Annotated in this window: 13 protein-coding genes and 2 pseudogenes; all 15 read right to left on the bottom strand. The window is 62.3% G+C overall.

The features are described from left to right. Window positions 1–64: 64 nt before the first annotated feature. A complete protein-coding gene (locus G5575_RS04285; protein ID WP_164533235.1) occupies window positions 65–631 on the bottom strand; it encodes a type 1 glutamine amidotransferase domain-containing protein in 567 nt (188 codons plus the stop codon). Between the two features lie 38 nt (window positions 632–669). Beyond that, the gene (locus G5575_RS04280) at window positions 670–972 is read right to left on the bottom strand and encodes a putative quinol monooxygenase (RefSeq protein ID WP_164533234.1); all 303 of its coding nucleotides are present in this window, start codon (window positions 970–972) and stop codon (window positions 670–672) included. A gap of 70 nt (window positions 973–1,042) precedes the next feature. Beyond that, window positions 1,043–1,378: a zinc ribbon domain-containing protein gene (locus G5575_RS04275; protein WP_164533233.1), complete on the bottom strand. Its 336-nt coding sequence runs from the start codon at window positions 1,376–1,378 to the stop codon at window positions 1,043–1,045. A gap of 63 nt (window positions 1,379–1,441) precedes the next feature. Continuing rightward, window positions 1,442–2,596, bottom strand: a complete 1,155-nt coding sequence (locus G5575_RS04270) for a glutathione-independent formaldehyde dehydrogenase (protein ID WP_164533232.1) — start codon at window positions 2,594–2,596, stop codon at window positions 1,442–1,444. Window positions 2,597–3,071: 475 nt separating this feature from the next. Further along, the gene (locus G5575_RS04265) at window positions 3,072–4,235 is read right to left on the bottom strand and encodes a zinc-dependent alcohol dehydrogenase (protein WP_164533231.1); all 1,164 of its coding nucleotides are present in this window, start codon (window positions 4,233–4,235) and stop codon (window positions 3,072–3,074) included. 11 nt (window positions 4,236–4,246) lie between these two features. After that, a complete protein-coding gene (locus G5575_RS04260; RefSeq protein WP_164533230.1) occupies window positions 4,247–4,762 on the bottom strand; it encodes an SRPBCC family protein in 516 nt (171 codons plus the stop codon). Between the two features lie 433 nt (window positions 4,763–5,195). Further along, window positions 5,196–5,603 carry a VOC family protein gene (locus G5575_RS04255; RefSeq protein ID WP_164533229.1) on the bottom strand — a complete coding sequence of 136 codons (408 nt, stop codon included), beginning with the start codon at window positions 5,601–5,603 and terminating at the stop codon, window positions 5,196–5,198. A 151-nt stretch (window positions 5,604–5,754) separates the two neighbouring features. Then, window positions 5,755–6,956 (bottom strand): annotated as a pseudogene (pcaF, locus tag G5575_RS04250) (3-oxoadipyl-CoA thiolase). 1 nt (window position 6,957) lies between these two features. Continuing rightward, window positions 6,958–7,630 (bottom strand): annotated as a pseudogene (locus G5575_RS04245) (3-oxoacid CoA-transferase subunit B). Next, window positions 7,627–8,349 carry a 3-oxoacid CoA-transferase subunit A gene (locus tag G5575_RS04240; RefSeq protein WP_164533228.1) on the bottom strand — a complete coding sequence of 241 codons (723 nt, stop codon included), beginning with the start codon at window positions 8,347–8,349 and terminating at the stop codon, window positions 7,627–7,629. The pseudogene G5575_RS04245 and the gene G5575_RS04240 overlap by 4 nt, the downstream one beginning before the upstream one ends. Next, the gene (locus G5575_RS04235) at window positions 8,342–9,394 is read right to left on the bottom strand and encodes a 3-carboxy-cis,cis-muconate cycloisomerase (protein WP_164533227.1); all 1,053 of its coding nucleotides are present in this window, start codon (window positions 9,392–9,394) and stop codon (window positions 8,342–8,344) included. The genes G5575_RS04240 and G5575_RS04235 overlap by 8 nt, the downstream gene beginning before the upstream one ends. Before the next feature lie 159 nt (window positions 9,395–9,553). Continuing rightward, window positions 9,554–10,162, bottom strand: coding sequence for a protocatechuate 3,4-dioxygenase subunit alpha (gene pcaG / locus G5575_RS04230; RefSeq protein WP_164533226.1), 609 nt, complete (start codon window positions 10,160–10,162; stop codon window positions 9,554–9,556). Next, window positions 10,162–10,908 carry a protocatechuate 3,4-dioxygenase subunit beta gene (pcaH, locus tag G5575_RS04225; RefSeq protein WP_164533225.1) on the bottom strand — a complete coding sequence of 249 codons (747 nt, stop codon included), beginning with the start codon at window positions 10,906–10,908 and terminating at the stop codon, window positions 10,162–10,164. The genes pcaG and pcaH overlap by 1 nt, the downstream gene beginning before the upstream one ends. Further along, window positions 10,905–11,291 carry a 4-carboxymuconolactone decarboxylase gene (gene pcaC / locus G5575_RS04220; RefSeq protein ID WP_164533224.1) on the bottom strand — a complete coding sequence of 129 codons (387 nt, stop codon included), beginning with the start codon at window positions 11,289–11,291 and terminating at the stop codon, window positions 10,905–10,907. The genes pcaH and pcaC overlap by 4 nt, the downstream gene beginning before the upstream one ends. Then, window positions 11,284–11,958 (bottom strand): alpha/beta fold hydrolase, encoded by a 675-nt coding sequence (locus G5575_RS04215; protein WP_328765829.1) that lies wholly within the window; start codon window positions 11,956–11,958, stop codon window positions 11,284–11,286. The genes pcaC and G5575_RS04215 overlap by 8 nt, the downstream gene beginning before the upstream one ends. Between the last annotated feature and the right edge of the window lie 100 nt (window positions 11,959–12,058).

The following is a 12,058-nucleotide window of genomic DNA, read 5'->3' as shown; positions in this document are numbered from 1 at the left end:
CCGCTTTCCATTCGATCAGATTGGGAGACCGATGTCGGCCTGGGTGCTGAATTGTCGTCGGTTCTCATTCGGTCGCCGCCTGTCTGGATGACCCACCGGTGCTCAGCACCTTGATGAATTCGCGGTTGAAGGCTGGGATATCGTCGGGTTTGCGGCTTGTAACGAGTACCCCATCAACGACGGCTTCCTCATCGACCCAGTCCGCCCCCGCATTCTTCAGATCGGTCTTGAGCGATGGCCAGGACGTCAGGCGCCGACCGCCGGCAGCGCCCGCTTCGATCAGTGTCCAGGGACCGTGGCATATGGAGGCGACCGGTTTGCCGGCATCGAAGAAGGCTTTAACGAAAGCGACCGCTTGCTGGTCAATTCTCAGCTCATCCGGATTGATGACACCGCCCGGCAATAAAAGCGCATCGAACTGATCGGGCTTTGCTCCGTCGAGCGGTATGTCGACAGGCAACTGGTCGCCCCATTCCGTGAACTTCCAGCCGCGCACCTGCTTGTCCTTGGGTGAGACGATAAATGTCTCAGCCCCCGCATCGTCGAGTGCCTTGCGCGGCTCGGTCAGTTCGACCTGTTCGAACCCATCGGTCACGAGGATAGCGATCTTCAACCCGTTGAGGTCAGTCATAGTTATGCTCCTTTAATCGGAAAGAGTTTGATCGACCGCTATCCGGGGAGTTTGGCAGCCAGGACGTCGATTTTCTCGATGGCTGGCGGCTCCGAAAACAGCTCGGACGCCTTCTCCTTGAGGGCCTTTGCGACGTCGCCGGCGAGGTGCGCCTGCCGACCCGTTTCGTCGGGAAAGGCATCGAAAATGCCGAAGGTCGACGGGCCCATGCGGATGGCGAACCAGGCTGTCGTGGCCGGCTCCTGATCGACTATGGGCAGGCCGCCGCGCAGGAAACTTTCGACATCGCCTTCCCGGCCCGGCTTAGCTTGAAAACGGACGTACAGCGCCTTGGTTACCATGGTAGGTCTCCTTGCATCGTAATGACATTCGGTTTGAACCCCTGGCGTTTCTCGCAACCCCTGGCGGCACTCATCGTCCGCTAGGAGCACGCGGACCGCTTGACGCGAAAACCCGGCCTGAGTTTGCCAAGGCACCGGGGAGGGGCGCGCGACGCGCACAACACCCGCAACCGGCTGGATGAGCCGCTTTCGGGGAGCCTTGGCCGATGATGTCGATCCCAGCAAAGGCAGCGGGTCGCTGGACACCACTCAGGCCAGCTATCGCCGGCGCCCTGCCGAAGGTTCGGGACGCTGCTGCGCCACAGTCAGGGCAGGCTATTGGCGCCAGGAACTCTGCCATTGCGCGCATCGCGGTAAATGGACCGCAGTCTGAACAGGCGTAATCAATTGGGCATGTTTTCTCCATGAGTGGGTAAAGTTCAGGAGGGGCGGGATCACGCCGAAGACGGCGCCTCACCCGCCAGCTTGGTTAATGGGCGGTCTTGAGGACCACCTTGGTCCACCCGTCATCGCGCGCATCGAAGTGCTGGTACGCGTCGGGCGCCTCGTTCAGCGACAGCTCATGGGACACAATGAAGGACGGCTTCGCTCGGCCATTGGAAATGAGGTCGCGCAGCTGACGGTTGTACGCTTTGACATTGCATTGACCGGTGCCGATGCTTTGGCCTTTGAACCAGAACAGTCCGTGGTCAAAAGCGATCTGCCCCTCCTGGTAGAGCGGGTCCTGAGCTCCCGGGTCCTGCGGCACGTAAACCCCCACAACCCCAATGCCACCCGTGAACTTCACCGACTTCACCAAGTCGTTCATGGTCATATCCGGATGTTCTTCGCCATCAGGGTCATGGGCTTGGTATCCGACACATTCGCAGCCCCGGTCCGCGCCGACGCCCATTGTGAGTTCCATCACCTGATCCACTGGCGAAGCCTTGGAGTCGTCAATGGTCACAGCCCCGATCGAGGCGGCCAGCTTTAGTCGATCCGGATGGCGATCCACCACCATGACTTGGCTGGCGCCCTTGATCATTGCTGAATGGGCGGCCATCAGACCCACCGGCCCCGCTCCATAGATGACCACCGATTCCCCAGGCCGGAGACCCGCAAGTTCGGTACAGTGCCAGCCTGTCGGGAAAATATCTGCCAGCATGACATAGTCGTTCTGCCGCTCCTCGGCATCGGGCGGCAGTTTTAGGCAGTTGTAGTCCCCATAGGGCACCCGCAGCAGATCCGCCTGCCCACCGCGATACGGCCCCATGTCAGCAAATCCGTAAGCGGCGCCTGCCATGTTCGGCATGACGCTCTTATCGGCGGTCGTAAGGCAATATGCGCTGAGACCGCGCTCGCAGTTCTTGCAGAACCCGCAACCGATATTGAAAGGGATCGCGACCCAGTCGCCGACCTCGATCCGGTCCACTGCGTTGCCCACCTCGACGACCTGTCCGAGATTCTCGTGTCCAAACACGCTACCGGGTTTGAAGTCGGTTCGCCCCTCGTACATGTGTAGGTCGGAGCCACAAATGTTGGTACTCGTGATCTTGACCAGCACGTCGGTCGGCTTCTCGATTGTCGCGTCGGTCACATTTTGTACCGCCACGTCGCGGGGGCCGTTGTAGACAACTGCTCTCATAATGGTCTCCTCGACTAGAGTTAGGATGCGTTGGACCGGGCGCCGCTGCATCTTCCATCCCATTCTCAATGCGTTAATGAGACAGGGCTATGCGGGCGATACCTAGGTAACTTTACGTGCTGGAAGGGCATTGCACCGGGTCTGCTAAGGTCAACGGTATATCGCTGTGTCGCCAGAGCCTTCAGAACCGCCCAACATGGGCGACAACGCTGCTGCTATCTTCAACATAGTGGATACGGAAGGCGAGACCTGGGTGACCCCACGGGAGATCATCGTAAGTCGCTCGAGTGAAGATACTGAAGCCATTCATCCGCTTCGCAGAGTGATGCGACCGATCGCCTTCCAACTACTTTTGTGTTCTCGGCGTGCCAAGGCAACTTTGGGTAGAGCTGCCAACAACGTGAATGGCCGGTAGGTGGGTTGCTGACGGGCGGTTTTCGCCCGCTTGGCATCTCAAAGGGTGTTGGTCATATTGCTACGGCACAAAGACTGACCTGAGGCAGCCATCCTCCTTGTGCTTGAACATGTGGTACCCCTTCGGACTGTCCTCTAGCGAAAAGCGATGGGTGGCCAGGGCTGCTGGGGTGAGCTCGCCGCGTTGCGTGTATTCCAGCAGGCGGTCCACATAAGCCTGCCCGTGCTGCTGGGCCGTCCGCACCGTGATGCCCTTGTTCATGATCAAACCGAGCGGGAATTTATCCATCACACCGTAGACACCAAGGATTGACAGTGTCCCACCCTTGCGTACCGCCAGCATGGCCTGTCGCAGCGCTGCCCCACGATCGGTCTCCAGGTGCAGTGCTTGCTTCACTCCATCATAGACCTTCTGAACGCCGGTGCCGTCCGCCTCCATTCCCACAGCATCAATGCATGCATCGGGACCACGGCCTCCCGTGAGTTCTTGCAAGGCTTCAATGACATCGACCTTGGTGAAGTCGAGCGGAATGGCGCCGAATGCCTCGGCCTGGGCAAGGCGTTCGGGATATTTGTCGATGGCAATCACGCGCTCTGCGCCTAGGATCATGGCGCCCTGCTGCGCCATCAAGCCGACGCCGCCGCAGCCCCACACCGCGATGACGTCGCCCTGATGAATGTTGCAAAAATCTGCGCCCATGAAACCAGTTGGCGCCGCGTCGGAAATGAACAGGGCTGCGTCGTCCGCCACTCCATCCGGGACCAGGAAGCAATCCGTATCGGCAAAGGGCACGCGCACATACTCGGCATGCGCACCGGAATAGCCTCCGAAGGCGTGTGAGTAGGCATAGATGCCTGCCGTCGGGTAGCCCAGCAGCGGCTCCTGCAATTCCGGCTTTGGATGGGTGGTATCGCATAGCGAATAGAGGTCGTGTTGGCAGTACCAACACTTCCCGCAGGAGATAAAGGAGGGCACCACGACCCGATCGCCTCGCTTGACCTTCGTCACCTCACGTCCGACGTCGACAATTTCGCCCATGAATTCATGACCCAAGACGTCGCCCTCGCGCATCGTGGGTATCAGCCCATCGATCAGATGCAGGTCCGAACCGCAGGTTGTCGACAGCCGAACCTTGAGGATCACGTCGCTTGGGTTGATGATTTCCGGATCGGACACGGTCTCGACGCGAAGGTCGTTGACCCCATTCCAGCACAATGCTCGCATTTGATTTTCTCCTAATGGTCCGTTCCGCCATTGCGGCCGGCAGGTTGGGGGTCTGTGCGGGCAATCTCGCCGGTGAGTGCCAAGGCGCGAAAGCGGTACAAGGCGGTGCGGACAATCTCGCGGGGGACGATGTGAAACATCTTGCTGATAGCCTTGCCAACGATCCCGCCGGGAGGGTCGAACCGGACATCGAGATAAAGCTCCGTCCCGCGATCTCCCGGCGCCGGCCGCATCGTCAGCACGCCCTGGTTTGCCACGTCGGCCTTATCGAGGGTCGACCAGCTGAGCTCGTTGGGGCTGTTCGCCTTCGTCAGCGTCTGCCATCGGTACTCGCCTCCAGCCGGACCCTTGGCGACCCACTCGGCCGTTCGGTCACCTACCACCCTGACGTCAGCAAAGTGCGCCCAGATGCGGCTCTGGGTTTCGGGGCGCAGCCACAGGGCGTGCAGGTCCGCAGCCGGTTTACCGATCGTGATGGACGCATGGGCGTCGGCTTCCAAGTTTGCGTCAGATTCAACGTCGCTCATCTGCAGTCTCCGTTGGCTGGTCATCACCCCTGTGCGACAGGCTTCAGGGTTGCCGCAGCGGCAGCTCTCCTGGGTTTACGCAAACCCTCTTACCGGGAACGGCACTGCCGTTTGCACCCGGATGATGCGTAAGGAACTTCACGAGGGAAAAGGTCACCAACAGATCGGCACATCAGTTGAGCGTAAAATTACGCCATTTTCCGCAACTATGACCATTGGACGGACTGGGTCGGAGCTGCGGCCGTTCGCCTGGCGGCAGCGCTTAAGCCGGCCGAGCGCCGACCAATACCCGTTAACCGGCATGGCAACAGTGATAGAACCTAGGCGGCCAAGAAGGAGTTCATCGTTAGTGGATGATGGCAGATTCCAGTAGGGTCCGCACTGAGCTGTAATGGCCACTGTTGGGTCGGAAGACGCTCAGTACTGTGGGCAACTACTTTGTTGAACCATTGTCCGCAACTGGTCCGATCAGGTCCCATCGGTTGCTGTAAAGGTCCTCAAATACAGCAACCGTACCGTATGCCTCATGTCGGGGCTCTTCAACAAAGCGCACCCCTCTTTCGCGGTAAGATGCGTAATCGCGCTCAAAATCATCGGTTTCAAGGAAAAGGAATACTTGGCCTCCGCTTTGCTCACCAATGGCAGCCTTCTGCCGACCATTAGCGGCTTTGGCTAGAAGGAGCCCAGTGGAAGTGCTTGAAGGCGTCACTACAACCCAACGCTTTTCATCCGAGATCCGGATATCTTGCTCGAGTGTGAAGCCAAGCAGATCTACATAAAAGCGAATTGCTTCATCGTAGTCAGCTACGAGTAGAGCGGTTAGGGTGAGGCGTCGGTTCATTCTGTAGCTGAGCTGAGGTACTGATCCCTCACTCTATGGATGCTTTCGGCCATGCTGAAACAAGCCTTCATTGATAATGAACGGTCGGCTGCTGACCGGCACCTTGGGGGTGGGAAGCGGACTGGAAGCTATGGAGCCTCAGCCCCCGAGTTCACACCCTCTCCAAGGCCATCGCGATCCCCTGCCCCACGCCGATACACATGGTCGAGAGGGAGCGCTTGCCGCCGGTCAAAGACAGCTCCAGTGCGGCGGTACCCGTAATTCGGGCGCCTGACATGCCAAGAGGATGACCCAAAGCAATCGCGCCGCCGTTGCGGTTAACGCGCGCATCTTCGTCGGCAATGCCGAGTCGGCGGAGTGTGGCGAGACCCTGGCTAGCGAACGCTTCGTTTAGTTCGATGACGTCGAAATCGGCTTCAGTCAAACCCAGCCGCGCCAAGAGCTTTTGCGTTGCCGGCGCCGGGCCCATGCCCATGATGCGCGGCGGCACGCCGGCAGTGGCGCCGCCAAGAATGCGGGCAATCGGGGTCAGCCCATGGCGCCTGGCGGCGGCTTCGGAAGCGATGATCAGCGCCGCAGCGCCGTCGTTGACGCCCGAAGCATTGCCCGCCGTCACCGTGCCGTTCGGAAACAGCGGTTTAAGTTTTGCCAGCGTTTCCACCGTCGTGCCGGCGCGCGGATGCTCGTCCCTGTCGACGATGATCGCATCGCCCTTGCGCTGCGCGATGCTGACTGGCGTGATTTCGCGCGCCAGCCGGCCATTCACTTGCGCGGCGACGGCCTTCTCCCGGCTGCGCACGGCAAAGGCGTCCTGCGCTTCGCGGCTGATGCCATAGTCCTGCGCCACGTTTTCACCGGTCTGCGGCATGGAATCGGTGCCGTGGAGCTTGTCCATCAGCGGATTGACGAAGCGCCAGCCAATGGTGGTGTCGTGAATTTCGGCATGGCGCGAGAACGCCGTTTCCGCCTTTGGCATGACGAAGGGTGCACGCGACATGGACTCCGTGCCCCCGCGAGCATCAGATCCGCCTCGCCCGACCGGATCGCCCGCGTGGCGGTGATCACCGAATCCATGCCCGAGCCGCAAAGCCGGTTGATCGTCATGCCCGTTACCCCGACCGGCAGACCCGCCAGAAGCGCGCTCATGCGCGCCACATTACGGTTGTCCTCGCCAGCCTGGTTGGCGCAGCCAAAGATCACGTCGTCCACCGCTTCCCAATCCACCCCGCCATTGCGCGCCATCAGCGCCCTGAGCGCTATGGCGCCAAGATCATCCGGTCGCACGGAACTCAATGCCCCGCCGAAGCGGCCGATGGGGGTGCGTATATAATCGCAGATGAAAACCTCGGTCATCTCAAACCTCCGGGGCGACCAGGTCGCCGATTTGATCAGGCAATACCAGTTCTGCCCCGGTCACCGCCTGCAATTGCTCGACGCTCATCGATGGCAGTTTTTCGCGCAGCACGAAGCGTCCACCTTCGATGTCGAGCACGGCAAGGCTGGTATAGACCCGCGTCACGCAAGCTACCCCGGTCAACGGCAGCGAACAGCGCTTGACCAGTTTGGGCTTGCCGTCCTTGGTCACATGATCGGTGATAACGGCGACGCGCTTGGCGCCATGCACCAGATCCATCGCCCCGCCCACCGCCGGCACGCCCTTCGGCCCGGTCGACCAATTGGCGAGATCGCCGGTCTCGGCCACTTCATAGGTGCCAAGGATCGCCACATCGAGATGCCCGCCGCGCACCATGGCAAAAGCTATCGGCATGGTGGAAAAATGCGGCGCCCGGCTTGAGGGTGATCGCCTTCTTGCCGGCATTGATGAGGTCCCAGTCCTCCTCGCCCGCCGGCGGCGCCTCGCCGAAATTGAGCACGCCGTTTTCGGTGTGAAAGATCGCCTGCCGACCCGGCGGCTGGAACTTTGCCACCATTTCGGGAAAGCCGATCCCTAGGTTCACATAGGCGCCGTCCTCGATATCCTGCGCCGCGCGCCAGGCGATCTGCGCGTTGGAGAGTTTCTCGCTCATGCGTAGGCCACCCCGTCGCGCATCAGCGCCTCTTCCTGTTTCGCATCGGCAACCTCGACGACGCGGTTGACGAAAATACCCGGCGTCACCACCTGTTCGGGATCGATCTCCCCCGGCTCCACAATGCGCGCAGCCTGCACGATGGTGAGCTTGGCCGCCGCCGCCATCAGGGGCGAAAAATTGCGCGCCGCCTTGCGATAGGTGCAATTGCCCATGGTGTCCGCCAGCTCTGCCTTGAGCAGCGCCGCATCGGCCTTGAGCCAGCGCTCCTGCACGTAATGGCGGCCCTCAAACTCGGCTACCGGCTTGCCTGCGGCAACATCGGTGCCATAGCTCGCCGGCGTATAGAATGCCGGGATCCCCGCCCCACCGGCCCGGATACGCTCGGCCAGCGTGCCCTGCGGCACCAGTTCGAGCGCGATCTCGCCGGCAAGGTACTTTTCGGTGAAGGCCCGCGGATCGGCCGAGCGCGGAAACGAGCACACCATCTTGGCGACCATGCCGGCATCGATCATCGCGGCAATGCCGATGCGGCCATTGCCGGCATTGTTGTTGACCACGGTCAGGTTTTTCGGGCCGCCCGTCGCCTTGAAACGGTCGATCAAGGCATGGATGAGCTCGATCGGCGCGCCGGAGCCGCCAAATCCGCCCACCATCAGCACCATGCCGTCCTCGATCCCGGCCACCGCGGCCGCCAGACCGGACACTGTCTTATCCATCGGACTTGTCCTTTGTTTCGCCCAGCCGCAGCTGCGCAAGCAGCCGGTCGGCGAGAATCAAACTTGCGCCGGTCGCCACCAGCATCTGTGGCAGCACCAGCCATTCCAGCGTCCAGGCCGCGCCCGATCGCTCGTTTTCATGCACCAACGCCTGAGCCAGCGTGCCTGACAGCCCGGCATTGAGCCGTGCCAGCGCCACCAGCACCTCGGCATTGACCGGGTTGGACTTGTGCGCCATGGCCGAGGATCCGCCGCCGCCCATGAGGAGCAGCGCGCCCACTTCGTTCTGCGCCAAAAGCGTTACGTCCGCGCCGATCTTGCCCAGCGAGCCGCCGATCAGCGCCAGCAGGCCGCCCAGGGCCACGATCGGATCGCGCGTCGCCTGCCAGGGCTCCGCCACGCCGAGATCGAGCCGTCGCGCCATGCCCGCAGCGATCGCATCGCCATGCCCCTCGAAACTGGCGCGGTCGCCCACCGGCCCGCCCAGCTGCACCACCAGCAGGCCCTGTCGCATCGCCAGGAGGCTGCGCAGATGGCGCTTCAGCGGCTCCGCCCAACTCATCAGCTTGGCGTTCCATGTCGTGGGCAGCGCCACCTGCATCCGGGTATGCGCCATGAGCGGCACGCCTGCCCAATCGCGGCGCAGGGTTTCGAGCCGGTCGAGCAGCGCCCCGAGACGGCGTTCGTAAAGGTCGAAGGTCTGCGCGAGCTGCAACATTAGCGCGGTATCGATGACGTCCTGGCTGGTGGCGCCGCGATGCAGCGCCGCCCGATGCGGCTCGGCAACTGCTGCCCGCAATTGCCTGACCAGCGTCGGCACCACGACGCCATCCTGCGCCATGCCCGCCTCGAGCGCGGCCCAGTCCGGCTCGAAACCATCCAGCGCCACGCCGATCGCGGTGGCGGCTTCTTGGGAAATCCAGCCCGCCTCGGCACTGGCCTCAGCCAGCGCCCGCTCGAACTGGAGCATTCCGCCCAGCTGCGCCGCGTCGGAAAGCACGGCCTCGATTTCGGAATCGCCGGTGAGGGCGGAGAGAAGGGTCATTGGTCGTCCATTTTTAAAACACCAACCGGCTACGGCTCCCTCCCCCATGAGGGGAGGGGTTGGGGGTGGGGGTCCATCGGTGGCCCACTCAACCACCCCACCCTCGGTCCCTCCCCTCAAGGGGGAGGGAGGCGCATACCTCATCGTCAGTGACAGCACTCAAATATCGAAAAACACCGTTTCGCCTTCGCCCTGCAGCACGATGTCCATCACATAGCGTCCGCCCTCGTCCTTGCGGGCGATCAGGGTTTCGCGTCGGCGCGGATCCATGATCTTGTTGAGGACGAAATCGGTGGCGTTGGCTTCTGCTTCGTCGGCGAAATAAAGCCGGGTCTGGAGGCCGATATTAATGCCGCGCGCCACGATCCAGAGCGACACATGCGGCGCCTGTTTGCGGCCGTTGGGCCCGTCGACCGGACCCGGCTTGACGGTATCGAAACGGTAGGTGCCGTCCGGCTGCGTCGGCTGGCGACCCCAGCCGGTGAAACCATGTCCCTGCTCGCGCGTCCGGGGCCCGGCGAAGGTTCCATCCGACTGCGCCTGCCAGATTTCGATCACGGCATCGCCCACCGGCGATCCGGCGCCGTCGATCACGCGACCGGTCAGCGTGATCCGTTCGCCCGCCGTATCGTCGGCCAGCATGGTCAGCCCCAGATCGACATCGCAGACGCCGGTGATTTCACAAAAGTTCGGCGTCATGCCGATATGGACGTATGGGCCCGCCGTCTGCGACGGGGTTTCCTTGAGGGTCGGGGTCGGGTGCAGCATCAGTTCCCCTCCAGCTTGTTTTCGAACATGGTCGAGCGGCGGCCACGCAACACGATATCGAAGCGATAGGTCAGCGCATCCATCGGCACCGTATTGTGGCGATCGAGCCGCGCCGTGAGCTGGTCGATGGCGGCCTTGTCGGGGATGGTCGCGACGATCGGGCATTGCCAGATCATCGGGTCGCCCTCGAAATACATCTGGGTGATCAGCCGCTGCGCGAAGGCATGGCCGAACACGGAAAAATGGATATGGGCCGGCCGCCAGTCATTGCCGCCATTGGGCCAGGGATAGGCGCCGGGCTTGACGGTGCGGAACGAATAGAACCCGTTTTTGTCGGTCAGCGAACGCCCGAAACCACCAAAGTTCGGATCAAGCGCGGCCAGATAGCCTTCCTTTTTGTGGCGATAGCGGCCACCGGCATTGGCCTGCCAGTATTCCACCAGTGTATTGGTTACCGGCCGGGCGTTTTCATCCAGCACCTGCCCATAAACCACCATGCGCTGCCCGATGGCGTCGGTGCCGTCCTGGCTGTAGTTGCGGATCAGGTCGTTATCGAGCGGGCCGAAGGTTTCGTGCCCGAAGGTGGGCCCGCTCATTTCGGACCTGGTCGGCCCCAGCGCCAGAAGACTGTGCCTCGGGGCGCGAAAGGTGGTCGATTTATAGCCCGGCGTATCCGCGGCCGGATGCCAGGCGCGATCGCGCTGGAACAGCTGCCCATCGGCGCCGGGAAGAATGATGCCGCTCATTGCCCAGCCTCCTCGCGCCTGGCCAGTTCCTGCCTGGCGATCCGAAACGCGCCATTGGCCGCCGGCACCCCGGCATAGACGGCCACATGCAGCAGCAATTCCTTGATGTCCTCGGCGGTGGCCCCGGTATTGGCGGTGGCGCGCACATGCATGGCAAATTCTTCCTCGTGACCCAGGGCGGCGAGCAGCGCCAGGGTCAGCATGGAGCGTTCGCGCTTGCTCAGGCCCGGCCGCGACCAGACTGAGCCCCAGGCGCCCTGGGTGATAAAGGTCTGGAAGTCCTCGTCGAACGCGGTCTTGCGCGCGGTGGCGGCATCGACATGAGCGTCGCCCAGCACCGAGCGGCGCGTCGCCATTCCGGTTTCAAACAAAGTCTCAGCCATGAGCGGCCCTTTCGATTAAGCCATCGATCAACCCGGCCAATCGCTCCGGCTGCTCGATTGATGGGATATGACCCACGCCCTCGAGCACTTCGAGACGCGCGCCGGCAATTGCCAGGCAATTGCGCACCAGATCAAGCGGCGCCGCCCTGTCCTCGCTTCCGGCAACCACCAGGGTCGGCGCCTCTATGCTGGCGATGGCCGTGGAGAGATCGGCATCCCGCAAGGTGGCGCAGGTGGCGGCATAGCCCTCGGGATCGGTGTGCTGGAACAGGTTGCGCCAGCCGGCCAGCGCGTCGGGCTGCTCCTGCCGGAAGGCGGGGCTGAACCAGCGCTCCATGATACCATTAGCCATTGGCTTGAGCCCCTCGCGCCGCGCCGTTTCGATCCGGGCGCTCCAGAGCGCCGCACCGCCCATTCGTGGCGCGGTGCAGCACAGGACGAGCCCCGCCACCCGTTCGGGCGCGCGCAGGGCGAAACCCTGGGCGATCAGGCCCCCGACGGAGACCCCGACCAGCACCATGCGCTCGATGCCCGCATGGTCGAGCAGGCCGGCAAGATCGTCGAGATGATCGTCGAGGGCATATTCTCCCGCTGGCGCATCGCTAAGGCCATGACCGCGCTTGTCATAGCTCAGGCATCGGTAACGGTTATCGAAACGCTCGACCACCCCTCCCAAATCCGGGCATCGGTCCCAAGCGAATTGACAAACACCAAAGCCGGCGCGCCGTTGGGGCCGCTCAGGCGATAATGCAGCACATTGCCATTGA

This window comes from Devosia aurantiaca (assembly GCF_011058215.1).
Classification (GTDB): Bacteria; Pseudomonadota; Alphaproteobacteria; order Rhizobiales; family Devosiaceae; genus Devosia; species Devosia aurantiaca.
This window is presented reverse-complemented; position numbering and strand designations above follow the sequence as displayed.